The organism is Bacillus sp. YBsi01 (genome assembly GCF_038406745.1).
Lineage (GTDB): Bacteria > Bacillota > Bacilli > Bacillales > Bacillaceae > Bacillus > Bacillus siamensis.
On record NZ_CP151679.1, the window covers coordinates 1,519,303 to 1,536,415 of the forward strand.

At 45.7% G+C, this 17,113-nt stretch carries 20 protein-coding genes and 1 riboswitch; of the genes, 7 read left to right on the forward strand and 13 right to left on the reverse strand.

What is annotated here, in order from left to right; genetic code table 11:
• Window positions 1–75 precede the first annotated feature (75 nt).
• The 4 genes from AADZ70_RS07415 to AADZ70_RS07430 form a co-directional block, all read right to left on the reverse strand.
• Window positions 76–357: a YqhV family protein gene (locus AADZ70_RS07415; RefSeq protein ID WP_016938990.1), complete on the reverse strand. Its 282-nt coding sequence runs from the start codon at window positions 355–357 to the stop codon at window positions 76–78.
• 147 nt (window positions 358–504) lie between these two features.
• Entirely contained in the window at window positions 505–1,062 is a 558-nt protein-coding gene (efp, locus tag AADZ70_RS07420) for an elongation factor P (RefSeq protein WP_003153123.1), read from the reverse strand.
• A 24-nt stretch (window positions 1,063–1,086) separates the two neighbouring features.
• On the reverse strand, window positions 1,087–2,148 hold the full coding sequence (locus tag AADZ70_RS07425) for a Xaa-Pro peptidase family protein (RefSeq protein WP_016938989.1): 1,062 nt from the start codon (window positions 2,146–2,148) through the stop codon (window positions 1,087–1,089).
• A 130-nt stretch (window positions 2,149–2,278) separates the two neighbouring features.
• Window positions 2,279–2,809: a YqhR family membrane protein gene (locus AADZ70_RS07430; RefSeq protein WP_016938988.1), complete on the reverse strand. Its 531-nt coding sequence runs from the start codon at window positions 2,807–2,809 to the stop codon at window positions 2,279–2,281.
• Between the two features lie 221 nt (window positions 2,810–3,030).
• On the opposite strand from AADZ70_RS07430, the gene AADZ70_RS07435 reads away from it, so the two are divergent.
• Window positions 3,031–3,987, forward strand: coding sequence for a DUF1385 domain-containing protein (locus AADZ70_RS07435; protein ID WP_342007942.1), 957 nt, complete (start codon window positions 3,031–3,033; stop codon window positions 3,985–3,987).
• A gap of 36 nt (window positions 3,988–4,023) precedes the next feature.
• Window positions 4,024–4,419, forward strand: coding sequence for an SA1362 family protein (locus AADZ70_RS07440; RefSeq protein ID WP_016938986.1), 396 nt, complete (start codon window positions 4,024–4,026; stop codon window positions 4,417–4,419).
• On the opposite strand, the gene AADZ70_RS07445 is transcribed toward AADZ70_RS07440, so the two are convergent.
• The 3 genes from AADZ70_RS07445 to AADZ70_RS07455 all read right to left on the reverse strand — a co-directional run bounded on the left by AADZ70_RS07445 (window position 4,416) and on the right by AADZ70_RS07455 (window position 6,769).
• Window positions 4,416–5,291 (reverse strand): patatin-like phospholipase family protein, encoded by an 876-nt coding sequence (locus tag AADZ70_RS07445; RefSeq protein WP_016938985.1) that lies wholly within the window; start codon window positions 5,289–5,291, stop codon window positions 4,416–4,418. The two genes, AADZ70_RS07440 and AADZ70_RS07445, sit on opposite strands and share 4 nt — an antisense overlap.
• 113 nt (window positions 5,292–5,404) lie before the next feature.
• The gene (gene mntR / locus AADZ70_RS07450) at window positions 5,405–5,833 is read right to left on the reverse strand and encodes a transcriptional regulator MntR (protein WP_016938984.1); all 429 of its coding nucleotides are present in this window, start codon (window positions 5,831–5,833) and stop codon (window positions 5,405–5,407) included.
• A gap of 99 nt (window positions 5,834–5,932) precedes the next feature.
• Window positions 5,933–6,769: a biotin/lipoate A/B protein ligase family protein gene (locus AADZ70_RS07455; RefSeq protein ID WP_016938983.1), complete on the reverse strand. Its 837-nt coding sequence runs from the start codon at window positions 6,767–6,769 to the stop codon at window positions 5,933–5,935.
• Between the two features lie 193 nt (window positions 6,770–6,962).
• Between AADZ70_RS07455 and AADZ70_RS07460 the strand changes: the two genes are divergently transcribed.
• Window positions 6,963–7,346 carry a rhodanese-like domain-containing protein gene (locus AADZ70_RS07460; protein WP_013352854.1) on the forward strand — a complete coding sequence of 128 codons (384 nt, stop codon included), beginning with the start codon at window positions 6,963–6,965 and terminating at the stop codon, window positions 7,344–7,346.
• Between the two features lie 38 nt (window positions 7,347–7,384).
• On the opposite strand, the gene gcvPB is transcribed toward AADZ70_RS07460, so the two are convergent.
• Genes gcvPB through gcvT form a run of 3 tightly spaced genes read right to left on the reverse strand, consistent with a single transcriptional unit; the run spans window position 7,385 to window position 11,311 of the window.
• Complete coding sequence (gcvPB, locus tag AADZ70_RS07465) at window positions 7,385–8,857, reverse strand: aminomethyl-transferring glycine dehydrogenase subunit GcvPB (RefSeq protein ID WP_342007943.1); 1,473 nt, start codon at window positions 8,855–8,857, stop codon at window positions 7,385–7,387.
• A complete protein-coding gene (gcvPA, locus tag AADZ70_RS07470; RefSeq protein ID WP_342007944.1) occupies window positions 8,850–10,196 on the reverse strand; it encodes an aminomethyl-transferring glycine dehydrogenase subunit GcvPA in 1,347 nt (448 codons plus the stop codon). Before gcvPA ends, gcvPB begins: the two co-directional genes overlap by 8 nt.
• 14 nt (window positions 10,197–10,210) lie before the next feature.
• Complete coding sequence (gene gcvT, locus AADZ70_RS07475) at window positions 10,211–11,311, reverse strand: glycine cleavage system aminomethyltransferase GcvT (protein ID WP_342007945.1); 1,101 nt, start codon at window positions 11,309–11,311, stop codon at window positions 10,211–10,213.
• A gap of 178 nt (window positions 11,312–11,489) precedes the next feature.
• A riboswitch (glycine riboswitch) is annotated at window positions 11,490–11,590 on the reverse strand.
• A gap of 145 nt (window positions 11,591–11,735) precedes the next feature.
• Here gcvT and AADZ70_RS07480 point away from each other — a divergent pair.
• The 4 genes from AADZ70_RS07480 (at window position 11,736) to sinR (ending at window position 14,941) form a co-directional block, all read left to right on the forward strand.
• Window positions 11,736–13,406, forward strand: coding sequence for an SNF2-related protein (locus AADZ70_RS07480; RefSeq protein ID WP_045926712.1), 1,671 nt, complete (start codon window positions 11,736–11,738; stop codon window positions 13,404–13,406).
• Between the two features lie 21 nt (window positions 13,407–13,427).
• On the forward strand, window positions 13,428–14,222 hold the full coding sequence (locus AADZ70_RS07485) for a YqhG family protein (protein ID WP_016938978.1): 795 nt from the start codon (window positions 13,428–13,430) through the stop codon (window positions 14,220–14,222).
• A 176-nt stretch (window positions 14,223–14,398) separates the two neighbouring features.
• Entirely contained in the window at window positions 14,399–14,572 is a 174-nt protein-coding gene (locus AADZ70_RS07490) for an anti-repressor SinI family protein (RefSeq protein ID WP_016938977.1), read from the forward strand.
• A gap of 33 nt (window positions 14,573–14,605) precedes the next feature.
• Window positions 14,606–14,941, forward strand: coding sequence for a transcriptional regulator SinR (gene sinR / locus AADZ70_RS07495; RefSeq protein ID WP_003226345.1), 336 nt, complete (start codon window positions 14,606–14,608; stop codon window positions 14,939–14,941).
• A gap of 47 nt (window positions 14,942–14,988) precedes the next feature.
• Here the strand turns inward: sinR and AADZ70_RS07500 are convergent, their stop codons facing one another.
• The 3 genes from AADZ70_RS07500 to tapA form a co-directional block, all read right to left on the reverse strand.
• Window positions 14,989–15,774 (reverse strand): TasA family protein, encoded by a 786-nt coding sequence (locus AADZ70_RS07500; protein ID WP_047475632.1) that lies wholly within the window; start codon window positions 15,772–15,774, stop codon window positions 14,989–14,991.
• 63 nt (window positions 15,775–15,837) lie between these two features.
• Complete coding sequence (locus AADZ70_RS07505) at window positions 15,838–16,422, reverse strand: signal peptidase I (RefSeq protein WP_016938975.1); 585 nt, start codon at window positions 16,420–16,422, stop codon at window positions 15,838–15,840.
• A complete protein-coding gene (tapA, locus tag AADZ70_RS07510) occupies window positions 16,394–17,065 on the reverse strand; it encodes an amyloid fiber anchoring/assembly protein TapA (RefSeq protein ID WP_029575370.1) in 672 nt (223 codons plus the stop codon). Before tapA ends, AADZ70_RS07505 begins: the two co-directional genes overlap by 29 nt.
• Between the last annotated feature and the right edge of the window lie 48 nt (window positions 17,066–17,113).

The window sequence follows — 17,113 nt, forward strand, 5'->3', positions numbered from 1 at the left end:
AGAGTCTCCTCCTTTTTTACCGATTGGCTTCTTTAAAATGTATGATCCGGGACAGACTTTATGACACCCGGACCCCTATTTGTGAACACCGGCTAGAATCAGCACAACCCCCGCGAAAATCAAAATCAATTTTGCATATGAAAGCTGTCCGGCAATCTGATAAATACCGATCGTCATCGTGATGATAAAAATCAGCGGGCCGACGATTGCCAAAATACTATTTACCACAACCGCTTTTCTGATGTCATTTGTAACAAGCATGATAATGGCCGCCGATAATTCAATGAGAGAGGACAAAACTCGTAAACCGGCCATCGTTAAAACAGTAGAATTGATTGAACCAAACAAAAATTTCATTGCAATCCCCCAACTTCAAGCATTTTGTTACACTATATGCTCTAGCTGACGGAAGTAGTCTCACTATTTTCATATAGAAGAAAGATTCTGTTTCAGAACGCAAAAAAAGCCTGCCCCGTAAAAGGAGCAGACTTCGTATGTCTTTGACTATGCTCTTGACACGTAAGAGCCGTCGGATGTATTTACAACAAGCGTATCGCCTTCGTTCACGAAGAACGGTACGTTTACGACAAGACCTGTTTCCGTTTTGGCAGGTTTTGTGCCGCCTGACGCCGTGTCGCCTTTAATTCCCGGCTCTGTTTCAACAACTTTCAGTTCAACTGTGTTCGGCAGTTCAATACCGAGCGTTTCAGATTGATACATCATGATGTGCACAGACATATTTTCCAAAAGATATTTTAATTCTTCTTCGATTTGGTTTTCGTTCAATTCAAGCTGTTCATATGAGCTTGTATCCATGAACACGTGCTGATCTCCGTTGGCATAAAGATACTGCATCGTTTTTGTTTCGATTTGCGCTTTCGCCACTTTTTCACCAGCACGGAATGTTTTCTCCTGAATAGCACCCGTGCGCAGATTGCGAAGTTTAGAACGGACAAATGCCGCGCCTTTTCCCGGCTTTACGTGCTGGAAGTCAACGACGCGCCAAATGCCGCCGTCTACTTCAATCGTTAATCCTGTACGAAAATCGTTAACTGAAATCATGTTTGATGTCCTCCTATATTCCAATCACAAAATAATTAATTCTTTAGGGGAATGCGTAATTGTCCGGTTGCCGTCCTCTGTGATGATGATATCATCTTCGATTCTTGCGCCCCCAACTTCCGGTATGTATATGCCCGGCTCAACCGTTACCGCCATGCCCGGCTCAAGAACGGCCGATGACCTGAAAGACAGCCCCGGTGATTCATGGACCTCCATTCCGAATCCGTGTCCTGTTGAATGGCCGAAATACTGTCCGTAGCCTTTTGCGGTGATGTGATCCCTCGTCAGGGCATCCGCTTCTTTTCCCGTCATGCCGGGTTTAATATGCAAAACGCCAAGCGCCTGGGCATCGTATACGACCTGATAAATTTCTTTCAGTTTATCACTTGGCTCTCCGACCGCGACGGTGCGTGTGATATCAGAACAATAGCCTTTATAATACGCGCCGAAATCGAGCGTGACCAAGTCTCCCTTTTCAATCAATTTGCCGCTTGCCACTCCGTGCGGAAGGCTGGATCTCACTCCCGAGGCGACGATCATATCAAAGGAAGAACCGTCTGCTCCCTGACGTCTCATATAAAATTCAAGCTCATTCGCAACTGAAATCTCTGAGATGCCCGGTTTGATAAACGTCAGAATATGTTCAAACGCATCATCCGCAATCTTCGCAGCTTCCTCTAATATCTTAATCTCTTCACTTGACTTAATCAAGCGCAACTTTTCAACGGAATCCGCGACGGGAACCATCTCCGCTTCCTGCAGCACCGCTTGGTAGGATGCATATGTTCCGTACGTCATGCTGTTTTGTTCAAAGCCGAGTTTTTTAATGCCGTACTCAAGAATCGTATCCGCAGCGGTTTGGATTAAGCTTCCGCCGTGCTCGATAATATCAAAGCCTTTCACTTGCGCCTTCGCCTGCTCGGTGTAACGGAAATCCGTGATAAATGCCGCGCGTTCTTTCGATATGACCGCAAGACCTGACGAACCCGTAAATCCCGTCATATACTGCAGATTGGCGGAGCTTGTCACCAACATTCCGTCTATATCCAGCTGACCGAACAGATTTCGCAATTTCTCAAGTTTCATTCCTTTTCTCCTCCTCGCCGATTCTTGACTGCCGCCTGACACCGCGGGAGCATCCCCATCCGGTTTTCAGCATAAAAAATGTTCACTTCTCGTGAACATTTTACCATACCGGACAGGGATTTACACTTATTCACTTGTTGCCGAGCGCCCTTGCAAGCTTGTCTGACGTAAGCTCATTGTAGTTGAAAGAAATCGAGTAGCCGACAAACAAACCATACAGAATGTAAAGGCAAATTGTCGTCACGATTGTATCTGATTTCAATTCAGTGACAGATTTCACGTCTTCGAAAATCGGATTGAATAAGAAAAAAACCGCACACCATAAAATGACGCCGTATACCATCCCCGGCCACATCGTTTTAAAACGCTTCAGACAGACGAAATATATAAATGCCCCGGCAATCGAAATGAATCCGATGACAACGATGCTGACCATCGTGCCGAGCCATTGTTTTTTCCATTCTCCGATCATAAACGGCTGAAGAATCATGTTGGGACTGATCTCTGAAAAATGAAAGATATATCCGAGATAGCCGATCAAACTCCAAAATACACCGCCGGCAAATCCGATACCGCAAATTCTGCCGGTAAATGAAACAGGCTGCTGATCATCACCCTGCTTCTTTTTTTCTTCCTGTTCTGAATGTTTTTCGCTGGTCATCATGGCACCTCCAGTCATAGAATGCCCCAAAATTGAAAAGTCATAAAAAGTTCCGCCATATTTTCATTTAATGAGTAAATTCTAAGGAAACCGGGTATACTGCTTGTAGAAAAAGCATTGATTTTCCAGCTGTCAAACTAGAGGTTTACCGCTGTTTCCTGTACAATAGAGTGAAAGGAAATGGTTAGTAAATCCTAAGAAAACAGGCAGGTTGATAAACAATGTCTAAACACAAAACACCGCCCGCATACGGCGGTCAGGCTGTCGTTGAAGGGGTAATGTTCGGCGGCAGAAAAAATTATGTTACCGCCATCCGCAGGAATGACGGAAGCATTGATTTTTTCAAGCTTCCGAGAGTGCCGAACCCCAAGCTTTCGGTTTTAAAAAAGATTCCTTTTTTGCGGGGAATCGTCGCAATTATCGAGGCAAGCGCCAACGGCACAAAACATTTAAACTTCTCCAGCGAACGTTACGGGCTTGACCCCCAAGATGACGCCAAGCTGGAACAGGAAGATAAGAAGGGTTCGGGATTATCGATGTTTTTCAGCCTGGCGGTGATCGGCGTTCTATCGTTTTTGTTCAGCAAATTCGTTTTTACGCTCGTCCCGGTCTTTTTAGCTGAGCTTGTAAGGCCCGTTTTTTCCTCAGACGCAGCGCAGATCGGCATCGAAAGCCTGTTTAAGCTTATCCTGCTTCTCGGCTACATTTATTTTTTATCAATGACGCCGTTAATTAAAAGAGTGTTTCAATATCATGGAGCCGAACATAAGGTCATAAACTGTTATGAACAGAATTTACCAATTACGATAGAAAATGTTCAGAAACAGTCGCGGCTGCATTACCGATGCGGTTCAAGCTTTATCTTATTTACGATCATTGTCGGCATGTTTGTCTATTTACTCGTTCCGACAGATCCGCTTTGGGTGCGGATTTTAGACAGGATTGCGCTTATACCAGCCGTCCTCGGCATCTCCTTTGAAGTGCTCCAGCTGACGAACAGGGTTCGGAATATCCCCGTTTTAAAGGTGCTCGGTTATCCCGGCCTGTGGCTGCAGCTTTTAACGACAAAGGAACCGGAAGATGACCAAGTCGAGGTTGCCATAGAAAGCTTTAACGAGCTTCTCATACTGGAAGACATTTCAGAACAGAGCGAAAAGCCGTCTCACAACGCAATCTGAACCGTTACCTGTTATTATTTTCGGAGGTGGGCAGTTATGAATCATCGTGTACAACCTTTTTTTGCTGTATTAATAGCGCTTGGCGCATTCGGTTTCATTTATGCGGCGGTCACAAACCCCGGACAGATGATCTCAAGAGCGATCACCGTCATTATCGCAGGCATCATTATTTATTTTATCGTGAGATCGGTCCTGAACCGCCGCGCCGGACGTGACGGAACCGCTTTCAGAAAAGCGGCCAAACAATCGCGGCTCCGAATGAAGGAGCAAAAAGCGAAGCACCGCGCCGGCCACAGGGGGCGGGTCAGCCATTTGCGGAGCGTGCCGAGCAGCAGCAGACCGAAGCCGATGATTCTTAAGAAAAAAAGCCAGACCCAGCTTACCGTCATAGAAGGTAAAAAGAATAAAAAGAAAAACAGAGCGCTTTTTTAATAGCTCCATTGCTTCAAAAATTGCTCTGTTTTGCTTTTTCCTAGCTCAATGAGAGCTAGTTTTTTTTGCGGTGTGAGGTGAAACTCCGTCGCCATCACATGTTCCACGGGAATAAAAATAATATTCTGTTCGTACTTTGTCGCGATATGTCTGGCATCATGAGCGTCTTTCATCGTTTCAAACAAAGCGCCGAACAGCTCAAAAGCGTTCCGGATTGATTTCTTCGGACGCTCTTTTTCATTAGGGGAAAGTGAAATTCCGATGACCGGCCGTTTGCGCTCTTTTGAAAACAGCCAAATCGGAAAATTGCTTAACACGCCGCCGTCAACAACTGTTGAAATGCCTTTTTCGGTCTTTAATTTAATCGGTTCAAAAAAATAAGGGATGCTGCAGCTCATTCTGACAGCTCTGGCAACCGGGAACACCTCCGGATTTAATCCGTAGCGGGGAAGGTCGTCGGGAAGCACGATCATCGTTCCGTTCGTCAGATCTGAAGCGATCAGACGGAGCGATCCTTTTTTCATATCGCCGAACGCGATGATGCCCTTCGCTTTTAATTTATCCGCAATCCACTTTTCCAGCACATCGCCTCTGTATAATCCGAGGCGCCAATATATCGACACCCACTGCAGGATTTTCAGCGGGAGGAATGAGCATCTCTGATCAAGCAATTGCCTTCCGTCCACATCATCGATGATCGCATGAACCTCTCTGCTCGTGTAGCCCGCAGCGATCAATGCGGCAATAATCGCGCCGGCGCTTGTTCCGGCGAGCCTTTCAAAGCGAAAGCCCTTTTCTTCCAGCGCTTCATAAGCGCCGGCAAGCGCCACCCCTTTTATTCCCCCGCCCGAAAATACGCCGTCAATCTGCATAGCGCGCCCTCTCCCTTCCATCCAAGGTGTATTATTATTTTAAGAAACGGCTTGGGGAAATAGACCAAAGAATGAAGACATTAAAAAAAGGGCGCCCTATTTGGGCCGCCCTTTTATTCACCGGGAGTTTCGGTTTTTTTCTGTACGGATTTCAATTCTTTTTTCCGGCTGTCGTCATCTTCAAAATACTGGACGAGATCGCCGATGCGGTCAATGCTGTTCCAGCTCAGATGATGTTCGATTCCTTCTACATCATTGTAAATCTTCTCTTCATCAACACCAATGATTCGTAAAAACTGCTCAAGCAATTCGTGTCTGTATACGAGCCGTTTGCCGATCTTTTTGCCTTTTGACGTCAATACGAGCCCGCGATATTTTTCATAAATCAAATACTCATCTTTATCTAGTTTTTGAACCATTTTCGTTACAGAGGAGGGATGGACTGCCAAAGCTTCCGCGATATCAGAAACCCGTGCATATCCTTTTTCTTCTATCAGCATATAAATCTGTTCAATATAATCTTCCATACTTGGTGTTGTCATCGTACCCCTCCCAAAAAGCACCTTAACTTAATAAACCATTACAAGTTTACACTAACGGTTATGAAAAAACAAGGATGCTTCCGGCCTGTCAAGCCTTAATCAGCGCTTATAATTCCATTCGTCAGACGCGTATTTCGTCTCGGCCAGCTCATTGACAAACGCAAGCTCTTCAGGAGTGAGCGTGTAAGGTTCAAGATGAATGTTCAGGCCTTCCTCAAAACCGGCTTTAAAAGCGGTTCTGGCTTCATCCATCGTTACCGGTTTTTGGGCTAAGGCGTTGATGGCTACCGCTTTGTTTTTGAAATTCCGCTGCATGCGCTCACGGACTCTGTCGCTCGGATATAAAAACAGATCAAACAGCTTGTCCTCATCAATGTCAAGCAGAATGGAGCCGTGCTGAAGAATAACGCCTTTTTGGCGTGTCTGGGCGCTTCCCGCAACTTTCCGTCCTTCGACGACCAGCTCATACCACGAAGGCGCATCAAAGCAAACGGACGAGCGCGGATTTTTCAGGCTTTCTTTTTCTTTCTCCGTGCGCGGAATCGCAAAGTAGGCATCAAGCCCAAGGTTTCTGAATCCCTGCAGAATGCCTTCTGAAATGACACGGTACGCCTCTGTCACCGTGGCCGGCATTTCCGGGTGATCCTCTGAAACGATGACGCTGTATGTCAATTCTTTATCATGCAGAACACCCCGTCCGCCTGTCGGTCTTCTGACAAACCCGAGACCGTGTTTATGTACTGCGTCAAAGTTAATTTCCTTCTTAATATTTTGAAAATATCCGACAGACAATGTTGCCGGATTCCACCCGTAAAAACGGATCACCGGGGGAATTTTCTTTTGGCTGTGCCAATATAAAAGCGCTTCATCCAGCGCCATGTTAAATGCCGGGCTTTCGTTCCCTGAGTCAATAAACCGCCATGTTTCTTTTTCCATACACTGAACCCTTCTTTATCGTTTTAATAAAATCAGTTTATCAAACTGCCGTGAAAATGAAAAATATTTCGTTTCATTAAGGATGACAATCGCTTCATGCTTTACTATAATAGTATTTGTCCCAAAACGTCCGGTAAGCCTTGTTTTCAGGAAGCAGGGTTTTGATTTTATAAGCTAAAGGAGTAGAATCGCATTGTCTAATATGATTGCTTTAATTATTGTTGCGGCGTTTATCGTTTATATGATCGTGTCGTATTTTTACCAACAGCGTTTAATGAAAACACTTACGGAAGAGGAATTCCGCGCGGGCTACAGAAAAGCGCAGCTGATTGACGTCCGTGAACCGAATGAATTTGAAGGCGGCCATATTCTCGGCGCGCGCAACATTCCGCTTTCACAGCTGAAACAGCGCAAAAGCGAAATCCGTCCTGATAAACCCGTTTATCTGTACTGCCAAAACAATGTCCGCAGCGGCCGCGCGGCACAGACGCTCCGCAAACACGGCTGCAAGGATATTTACAACCTGAAAGGCGGATTTAAAAAATGGGGCGGAAAAATTAAAGCAAAGAACCAATAATGAAAAAGAGCTTTCCGTTTATACGGAAGCTCTTTTTTTTACACCCCTTCAGATGTATGTTCGTATTTTAAAACCGGCTTTCTTGCGGCCTTGGTTTCATCCATTCTTTTGACTACCGTGGTATGCGGCGCCTCCTGAACGATTTCAGGCGATTCCTCCGCCTCCCGCGCAATTTGAATCATCGCATCTATAAACGCATCAAGCGTTTCCTTGGATTCCGTTTCCGTCGGTTCGATCATGATGCTTTCTTCAACATTCAGCGGGAAATACACAGTCGGCGGGTGATAACCGAAATCTAAAAGCCGTTTAGCGATATCAAGCGTTCTTACGCCGAGCTTTTTCTGCCTTCTTCCCGATAACACAAATTCATGCTTGCAATAACGATCATACGGGAGATCATAATAAGGCGCGAGTCTTCTCATCATATAATTTGCATTTAAAACCGCGTTTTCAGTCACAGCTTTTAAGCCGTCAGGCCCCATGGAACGGATATACGTGTAAGCTCTGACATTAATGCCGAAGTTGCCGTAATAGGGCTTTACGCGCCCGATCGATTGCGGGCGGTCATCGTCAAAAGTCAAACGGCCCTCTTTTTTCGTGAGAACGGGTTTCGGCAGATACGGAATGAATTCTTTTTTTACTCCGACCGGCCCCGAACCCGGTCCTCCCCCGCCGTGCGGCCCGGTAAATGTTTTATGCAGATTAAGGTGAACGACGTCAAATCCCATATCTCCCGGTCTTGCTTTACTTAAAACGGCATTTAAATTCGCTCCGTCATAGTAAAGTTTTCCGCCGGCCTGATGGACGATTTCAGCCATTTCCGTAATGTTTTCCTCAAATAACCCGAGGGTGTTCGGATTCGTCAGCATCAGCGCCGCTGTTTCTTCATTTACCGCTCTTTTCAGATCTTCAATGTCAACCAGTCCGTGTTCATTCGACTTGACGGTAATCGTTTCAAAACCGGCGACCGTAGCGGATGCCGGATTCGTGCCGTGGGCTGAATCAGGGACAATGACCTTCGTCCGTCCGAAGTCCCCGCGCGCTTCATGATAGGCGCGGATCATCATCAGGCCGGTCCATTCGCCGTGAGCGCCCGCGGCAGGCTGCAGCGTCACCTCGTCCATGCCCGTAATTTCCTCCAAATGTCCGCTTAAATCGTATAAAAGCTCAAGCGCCCCCTGAACCGTGTCCTCGTCCTGAAGCGGGTGAATGGCGGAAAAGCCAGGGAACCGGGCAATTTTTTCATTTAATTTCGGATTGTATTTCATCGTACAGGAGCCGAGCGGATAAAAACCTGAATCAACTCCGTGGTTTCTTCTGGAAAGAGCGGTATAATGCCGCATAATATCAAGCTCTGATACTTCCGGCAGCTTTGCGTCTTCATCGCGGATGTAGTCACCGGGAAGAAGGCTTTCAAGCTCTGTTTCCGGCACATCAAGCTCCGGAAGGCTGTAACCGATACGCCCTTCGCGGGACATTTCAAAAATAAGCGCCTGATCTTGATTATTCATGTTGATCCCCCAATCCCGCAATAAGCGAATCGATCTCTTCTTTTGTTCTCAGCTCTGTGACGGCAATGAGCATATGCTGATTCAATTCCGGATACGCAAGGCCTAAGTCATATCCGCCGATGATGCCGTCTTTGAGGAGCCGCCGGTTTGCTTCCTTGACGGGGAGGTTCAGCCTGACGGCAAATTCATTAAACATCGGGCCGTCAAATGCTACGTGCAAGCCGGCTTTTTTCGCTTGGCGTCTCGCGTAATCGGCTTTCAGTATATTTTGGCGGGCCATGTCTTTGACGCCGTTTTTTCCGAGCGCAGTCATCGCGACTGAAGCTGCTAACGCATTCAGCGCCTGGTTTGAGCAGATGTTAGAGGTGGCCTTGTCTCTTCTGATATGCTGCTCGCGCGCCTGAAGGGTGAGAACAAAACCTCTCCGCCCGTTTTCATCCTCCGTCTGGCCGACAAGCCGGCCCGGCACCTTTCTCATCAGTTTTTTCGTTACTGCAAAATAGCCGCAGTGCGGGCCGCCGAACGCCGCAGGTATACCGAAAGGCTGCGCGTCCCCGACGACGATATCAGCTCCGTATGCTCCGGGCGGAGTCAAAATACCGAGGGCGAGCGGGTTAGAAGAAACAATCAGCTGGCTGTTCCCTTTATGTGCGAGCGGCTCAATGTCCTTTAACGGCTCAATTTGTCCGAAGAAGTTCGGATACTGAACGATCACGGCGGCCGTCTCATCACAAACGGCATGTTCCAATGCTTCAAGATCTGTGACGCCGTTTTTCGCGGGCACCTCTACAACCTCAATATATTGGCCCTTTGCGTATGTTTTCAGAACATCCCGTGATTCCGGATGAACGGCTGCGGAAATGACGATTTTTTTCTTTTTCGTATGTCCCGATGCAAGCATCGCCGCTTCCGCAAGCGCCGTTCCCCCGTCGTACATAGAGGAGTTTGCGATATCCATTCCCGTTAATTCACAGATCATCGTTTGAAATTCAAAAATCGCCTGCAGCTCCCCTTGTGAGATTTCAGGCTGGTAAGGCGTATAAGCCGTGTAAAACTCTGATCGGGAAATCACATGATCGACGATAACCGGCTGATAGTGATCGTACACTCCTGCGCCCAGAAAAGATGCATATGTAACAGCGTCTTTATTTTTCGCCGCAAGCTTTGTCAGCTCTCTCGTCAGCTCCGTTTCAGATTTTGCTTGTTTAATTTGGTAGTCTTTTTGAAACCTCACATCTTCCGAAATATCGGCAAACAGTTCATCAATTGAATCTGCGCCGATGGCTTTCAGCATTTCTTTTTTATCCTGTTCTGTCGCGGGCAAATATCGATGCTTCATATGACTCTCCTTTTTCAGCTCTGTTTTGGGCGTTTATAAAACGGTGTGCGGACAATCTTTGCTTTTACCGTTTTTTTGCGGATTTCCACTTCGACTTCCGTTCCGATTCCACTGAATTCCGTTTTGATTAAGGCAAGGCCGATATTTTTCTTTAACGTCGGGGATTGTGTGCCTGTCGTGACTTCCCCGATCAGGGCACCGTCTTTTTTTACGGCATAACCGTGTCTCGGAATCCCCTTTTCAATCATCTCAAGCCCGACCAGCTTACGCGGAGCTCCTTTTTCTTTCTGTTCACTCAATACAGACTTCCCAAAAAAATCGGAATCTTTCTTGTGTTTTACGGCAAATCCGATCCCGGCTTCAATCGGTGTAATGTCTTTCGTCAATTCCTGACCGTATAAAGCGAGCTTCGCTTCAAATCTCAGCGTATCACGCGCGCCGAGGCCGCACGGAACGATTCCTTCATTCTCTCCCGCTGTAAGAATCTCCTTAAACAGATGAACCGCATCTTCATTTTTACAATAGAGTTCAAACCCGTCTTCACCGGTATAGCCTGTTCTTGAAAGCAGGACTTGGCGGCCGGCAACGTCAGCTCCATCAATAAACGTAAACGGTTTTAAGGAAGACAAATCACGTTCAGTCAGCTTCGCAAGAACCGCCTGAGCATTCGGCCCCTGAACGGCTAGCAGTGAAATCCCGTCAGACTGATTCGTCAGCGTGACATCCCCTTCCGCGTGTTCTGTCAGCCAAGCGATGTCTTTTTCAATATTGGACGCGTTAATCACAAGCAGATAGCAGCTCTCGCTTTTCTGATAGATCAGCAAATCATCGACCGTACCGCCGTCAGGATAACACATGGCGGTATAGAGGGCGCTTCCCGGATTTAAATCGGCAACGTCATTTGTCATCATTTTTTGCAGAAAAGACAGGGCGTCTTTACCGGAGACTTCGACTTCTCCCATATGGGATACATCAAACAGACCCGCCTTTGTGCGGACGGCTTCATGCTCCTCTTTAATAGAAGAAAATTGAACCGGCAGCTCCCATCCTCCAAAATCAATCGTTTTTCCGCCGTATTCTTTATACATGTCATAAAGCGGTGTTCGTTTCAGCATCATCTTCCCCCTTCAGTCATTGGCGCATTGTAAAGACATATAAAAAAGGACAGAGAAACACCTCATGAAAATGAAGGTTTCTCTGTCCCGGCACCTGAAAGTTTACTTTATGAAAACATCATAAAGACGTCCCCTTTGGTGGTCTGCTGCTTCAAATCGCAGACACTCTCCAGAGTTGCGTCGAGCAAGAGTTCTTTTGCCTGAGAGATTCACTCCGCAGTTTGCTCCTTCGGCGCCCGGATGCACATTTTTCGTCCGAGTCTCTCCCCTTGCTGTCATTCGCTCATATTTACCAATTGTTATGGACATACTAAAGCAATATCTTTTAGTGAAATGATTACTTATATCCTACCACCCTCACTTACGTCCGGCAACAAAAATGATGATAAATCAGTTTTTTAAAAGAAAGGCGGTTTTGTTACATATGACAGCAGAGATCATATTTGATGCAAACTGGCCGGGAGAGTTTTCTGAGCGGCTGAAAACGGACGGTCCCTGGTCAAATTGGGAGATGTACAAACTGTCGGCTGAAGTCCAGCAGACCCTTGCCATTCCTGAATTCGAAGGGTTGAGGGCTCCTTTATACCTGCCTGATTTCACTCCGCTTCCCCATCAGCTTGAAGTCGCGCAGAAAGTCGTTGAAAAAATGAACGGCAAAGCGATTTTGGCTGATGAAGTGGGGCTCGGAAAAACGGTCGAAGCGGGACTGATTTTAAAAGAATACATGATTCGCGGGCTGGCCAAAAAAATCCTGATTCTTGTGCCGGCATCACTCGTGTCCCAGTGGGTGAAAGAGCTTCAGGAGAAGTTTTTAATACCCGCTGTTGAACAGAAAAAAAGCTATGTGTGGGAACAGTGCGATATCGTCGTTTCTTCTATTGATACGGCCAAGCGTTCGCCTCACAAGGAGATTGTGCTTTCGATTCCGTATGATCTCGTCATTATTGACGAAGCGCATAAGCTCAAAAACAGCAAAACGAAAAATTATGAATTTGCGAGAAGTCTTGTGAAGAAATACTGCCTGCTTCTGACGGCGACTCCGATTCAAAACCGGATCGAAGAAATTTTCAATTTAGTGTCACTGTTAAAACCCGGCCACTTAGGAAATGAAAGCGGATTTCAGGAAACGTTCAATCAAAAGGACGGGATTGACGCTCATGAGCATTTGAAAGAGCTCGTCAATAAGGTGATGATCCGCAACACACGGAGCGACACGGGGCTTACATGGACGAAGCGCCACGTGGAAACAGTGCCGATCACCTTTTCACCGACGGAACAGGCGCTCTACGATGACATTAACGCACTGAAAAACGGCACGGAAAAGCCCGCAAGCGCATTTTCCATTATGACACTGCAACGGGAGTGCTGTTCAAGCAGGGAAGCCGTGTATATGACACTTAAAAAAATGCTTGATCAAAAAGACAAACAAGCGCCCGCTTTCGATGAACAGACGATCGCCAATTTAATGGACCGCATCAATCAAGTCACGCAAAACTCAAAAGCGATTCAAGTTGTTGACTTGATTAAAAAGATTAATGACAAGGTCATTATTTTTACTGAGTATCGGGCGACACAGATCTACTTGCAATGGTTTCTCCAGCAGAACGGCATAAGCTCCGTTCCGTTCAGAGGCGGATTTAAACGCGGGAAAAAAGACTGGATGAAGGATCTCTTCCGCGGCAAAGTGCAGGTCCTGATCGCTACAGAAGCCGGAGGGGAAGGGATCAACCTGCAATTTTGCAACCATATTATCAACTATGACCTTCCGTGGAACCCGATGCGGCTTGAACAAAGAATCGGAAGGATTCACAGACTCGGTCAGGAAAGAGATGTCCACATCTACAATATGGCGACAAAACATACGGTGGAAGAGCATATCTTAAAACTCTTGTATGACAAAATTCATTTATTTGAAAATGTCGTCGGAGAACTAGATGACATTTTAACAAAAATCAAAGTGAGCAATTTTGAAGATCATTTACATGATATTTTATGCCACTCGCTGACAGAGGAAGAAATGCGGATCAAAATGGACAACCTTACCTCTTTCTTATCGTACGGTACGGAAAAACCCGCCAGAAAAAAAGGCTCTTAATCTAAAAGGAGGAAGCGCGACATGAGACAGCAGGAGGTTCACCAATTTTTACTGCGCTTTTTTGAAGCGAACCACTGCCCGATTACTGAACACGGGCCGGGTTTTATGACGGTTCAGTTGACGGTCGAGATGGACAAACAAATTATGAACCGCCCGTTTTATTGGCATTGGCGTGAAAAAACGGGCGGCGAACCGAACCCGATGAAGATCACGTTCATCACTGATAAAGAAATGGCTCCGGAAGATATGGACGGCGAGTTTATTTACTTTGGAGCCCCGCGCCTCTTTCAAATCTTTCAAGCAGTTAAACAAAATGGGAGATTTACAAGAATATATGAGAAAATTGTATCAGCCGGAGCCAGAGTGCCGCTTCAGCCCTGGCTTGGATTAAATGTAGTGATTTCATACCAATCCGACATGAAAAAAGACAGACTTTTGTCTTTAGGCCTGCATCTTGTTTCTGGAACAATCGTTGAGGGATTTCAGCAGAAGCTTGCACCTCTGCCGATGACATCACAAATATCAGACTATTGCTTTACCATATCGCCGATGATTAAGCCGGAAAGCGGGATTAAAAGGATGGAGCATTACTTAAAAGACGCTGCCGCCAAAGAGCCGTCAGACTGGGCTGACAGCGCGATCGCCAGATGGAAAAAGGACCTCAGGCTGCTCGATCAGTTTTATGAGCAGACAGAAGAAAAACCTGAGGAATACCATTTGGAAAAACAAGCGCTGAAAGCCTTATATCAGCCGAAAATTCATATTCAGATTGAAAACGGCGGTTTATTTTTCCTGCAAAGTAATTTTTCTGGATAAGCGTTATCCATTCGACACCTTTCCCGTTTTTTCTGGAAATTCTATATTATAATAAAAGTATATAGAAAAAATTTCTGGCGTTTCGCATGCGATGAATCACTTCCAGACATGTAAAGATAAGGTCATGGGCGGATTGGCTGAAATACATAAACAAGTATTTTAGGAGGAGAAAATGCATGAAAAATGCAAAAATGGAATTTTCGCAATTAGATAAGGAATGGGTTGAGCTGATATTAGAAGCTCAAAAAGCAAATATCAGCCTGGAAGAAATACGCAAATACCTGCATTCGCATAAAAAGTCTTCTCAACATATCCAGGCCGCCAGAAGTCATACCGTAAATCCTTTCTGAATGTGCTATAATATCACAAGGAAGGTGATGACATTGATTGGCCAGCGTATTAAACAATACCGAAAAGAAAAAGGCTACTCACTATCAGAACTAGCTGAAAAAGCTGGGGTAGCGAAGTCTTATTTAAGCTCAATAGAACGAAATTTACAGACGAACCCCTCCATTCAATTTCTAGAAAAAGTCTCCGCTGTTCTGGACGTCTCGGTTCATACTTTACTTGATGAAAAACATGAAACCGAATACGATGGTCAATTAGATAGTGAATGGGAGAAATTAGTTCGTGATGCGATGACATCCGGGGTATCAAAAAAACAATTTCGTGAATTTTTAGATTATCAAAAATGGAGAAAATCGCAAAAAGAGGAGTAGTGCCGCCATATGTGCACAACTCCTCTTTTATCTGCCCGACGTTCGGATTAGTTTTTATCCTCACTGTGAGCCTTTTCGTTTTCCTTCACGTAACCGTCTTTATCCGTATGATCTTTTGTAATGGTCAAGCCGTTCCATTGCGTCGCTTCAAAAGAGAATTGAAGAGAAATCGCATTGCCTTGGAATTTGTTTTGGACACTCAGTCCGTCTGCACCTTTTGCGGTATCATTTTTAAATTGGATTTCCATCCGCACCTGATCATAATCAACAGGCGTTTTCGGAACTCCGTCATACTCAGGCGCCGTCTTGCCGTTAATGGTTGCCACATTGACTTTTCCGCTTGCACTCAAGAATTTCGGATCAATGTGTTTGCTGATCGCTTCGGCAGCTGCTTTATCCTGTTTTGTTGACATTAAGTATAAGTCTTTCAGGCTGGCTGCCTTCAAAATGATATTTTTAGGATAGCCGTTGCCGCCTTCTTTGCCGACTGTCAGAACCGTAATTTCAAACTGACTGAGGAAATCTTCCGCAGATTCGTTTCCTTTTTTCGCTCCTTTGAAGTCAGTAAAATTCAATGCCATCAGCACTTCTTTAATGGCAAGCGAACCATTATTTCTGAATTCAAAATCTTTCGTCAATTTATCACCTGGTTTTAAGTTTGATAAATTAACATTGGCTGATTGTTCTTTAGCCGATAAATCAAGTGTTCCTGACGCAAATGTAGCGTCCGTCGACTTCACATCATTAAATGCGGCCCATGTGCCTCCTCCCACTAATGCTAAACCGAGTGCGGCTGAGGCAACGCCCAAGCTTAATTTCTTTTTCATACCCATGTTTGTATTCCCCCTACTTTTTCTTTTTTGTTATCAAATCCTGTCGCCAGGTTGCAACCGTATTCATGTGGACATCGTCCCGTTTTTCGCATGTTCTTCCAGCGCTTTCGTCTTCCGCTCGATATCGCGGAGAGCGCTGACAATAACTGTTATTGAGTAAATCAAAAGCATGACGCCGGGAACGATTAGCAGAATCGCCGTTCCGATCGGCTGGCTTGCCAAATGTATGACATATCCCGCATACGGAAGCTGATATCCCGTATACTGAGCCGCCACGTTTTCAGCTTGAACAGGAGCGGCATCCGGAGCGGCATTATGGTCTCCTTTTGTCTCAAACATCAGGTGCCCGCCCTTTTTTGTGATCCCGATAATTCTGTGTGTTACGGCTGATCCGTCATTTTGTGTAAAAGTGATGACATCGCCTTTTTTTAAATCATTCACGTCAGAAATTTTCTTTACCGCTATGAGCGAACCCGTCTTAAATTCCGGGTCCATTGAACCCGACAGCACGGATTTCAGCGTATAGCCGAAGATGGCCGGCTCACCGCCGGAAGCCCGGGTCGAGATCACCGTTAACGTCAGCACAATAATCAAACTGAAAATGACGGCATACAAAATATTACTGATCAGTTTCAGCGTTCTTTTCATGTTCTTCCCCGCTTTCTTTTACCGGCTCAGCCGGTTGTTTTTCTGTTTTCTTCTGATCGGAAGCCGTCGCCTTTTCCTGGCATTTGACAAGCTTCATCGGTTTTGACCACTCATACTTTTCATCATTCGCAGGATACCCTTCAGGCTTGTAAACCTTGAATGCGTATATGCCTGGCTGCAGGGCCCGCTTTGACTCAATTTTATAAATCGTTTTGCTTTTTTTATCAGTAATAAGCCCTTTATCCACAACATTTCCGTTTTGCAGAGGCTGTTGCTGAGAGGCGATTTTATGGAGTTCCCATTTCCAGTCAGAAACAGTCCGCTCTTTTCCCCTATTCTCCAGCTCGGCATAGAGTCGAAGCGGCGCACACACGGCGCCCGACGTATCAGTTTGATTTGTTATATGTAAATCACTTTGATCCCAGCGTTCGTCATAACGGCAATTGTCATCTGAATATCGAAAATCTCCGCACGTTTGAACCGGAAGACTGAAGCTTTTCACATCATTAAAGGAGGAACTCGTGTCACCCGTAAACTGAGCACATATCGTCACGGACAGGCAGAAAATGAACGTAAGCCGCAAAAACAGCATTATCCTCCATCTCCCCTTACCCCTTTTCTCCATTCGCCACAATCGGAACATGCCTTACCCCCTGTAAAACTGTTAATAAATATAACAATCGTTCTTTTT

What these genes read in the sequence shown, in the direction of transcription:
- AADZ70_RS07480 (WP_045926712.1), top strand. Translation starts at nt 11,736, where the DNA reads ATGACAGCAGAGATCATATTTGATGCAAACTGGCCGGGAGAGTTTTCT.
- gcvPB (WP_342007943.1), bottom strand. Translation starts at nt 8,857, where the DNA reads ATGAATAATCAAGATCAGGCGCTTATTTTTGAAATGTCCCGCGAAGGG.
- gcvT (WP_342007945.1), bottom strand. Translation starts at nt 11,311, where the DNA reads ATGCTGAAACGAACACCGCTTTATGACATGTATAAAGAATACGGCGGA.
- AADZ70_RS07455 (WP_016938983.1), bottom strand. Translation starts at nt 6,769, where the DNA reads ATGGAAAAAGAAACATGGCGGTTTATTGACTCAGGGAACGAAAGCCCG.
- AADZ70_RS07430 (WP_016938988.1), bottom strand. Translation starts at nt 2,809, where the DNA reads ATGACCAGCGAAAAACATTCAGAACAGGAAGAAAAAAAGAAGCAGGGT.
- AADZ70_RS07415 (WP_016938990.1), bottom strand. Translation starts at nt 357, where the DNA reads ATGAAATTTTTGTTTGGTTCAATCAATTCTACTGTTTTAACGATGGCC.
- AADZ70_RS07435 (WP_342007942.1), top strand. Translation starts at nt 3,031, where the DNA reads ATGTCTAAACACAAAACACCGCCCGCATACGGCGGTCAGGCTGTCGTT.
- AADZ70_RS07505 (WP_016938975.1), bottom strand. Translation starts at nt 16,422, where the DNA reads ATGAAAAGAACGCTGAAACTGATCAGTAATATTTTGTATGCCGTCATT.
- AADZ70_RS07485 (WP_016938978.1), top strand. Translation starts at nt 13,428, where the DNA reads ATGAGACAGCAGGAGGTTCACCAATTTTTACTGCGCTTTTTTGAAGCG.
- AADZ70_RS07425 (WP_016938989.1), bottom strand. Translation starts at nt 2,148, where the DNA reads ATGAAACTTGAGAAATTGCGAAATCTGTTCGGTCAGCTGGATATAGAC.
- tapA (WP_029575370.1), bottom strand. Translation starts at nt 17,065, where the DNA reads ATGTTCCGATTGTGGCGAATGGAGAAAAGGGGTAAGGGGAGATGGAGG.
- mntR (WP_016938984.1), bottom strand. Translation starts at nt 5,833, where the DNA reads ATGACAACACCAAGTATGGAAGATTATATTGAACAGATTTATATGCTG.
- AADZ70_RS07490 (WP_016938977.1), top strand. Translation starts at nt 14,399, where the DNA reads ATGAAAAATGCAAAAATGGAATTTTCGCAATTAGATAAGGAATGGGTT.
- gcvPA (WP_342007944.1), bottom strand. Translation starts at nt 10,196, where the DNA reads ATGAAGCATCGATATTTGCCCGCGACAGAACAGGATAAAAAAGAAATG.
- AADZ70_RS07500 (WP_047475632.1), bottom strand. Translation starts at nt 15,774, where the DNA reads ATGGGTATGAAAAAGAAATTAAGCTTGGGCGTTGCCTCAGCCGCACTC.
- AADZ70_RS07440 (WP_016938986.1), top strand. Translation starts at nt 4,024, where the DNA reads ATGAATCATCGTGTACAACCTTTTTTTGCTGTATTAATAGCGCTTGGC.
- efp (WP_003153123.1), bottom strand. Translation starts at nt 1,062, where the DNA reads ATGATTTCAGTTAACGATTTTCGTACAGGATTAACGATTGAAGTAGAC.
- AADZ70_RS07445 (WP_016938985.1), bottom strand. Translation starts at nt 5,291, where the DNA reads ATGCAGATTGACGGCGTATTTTCGGGCGGGGGAATAAAAGGGGTGGCG.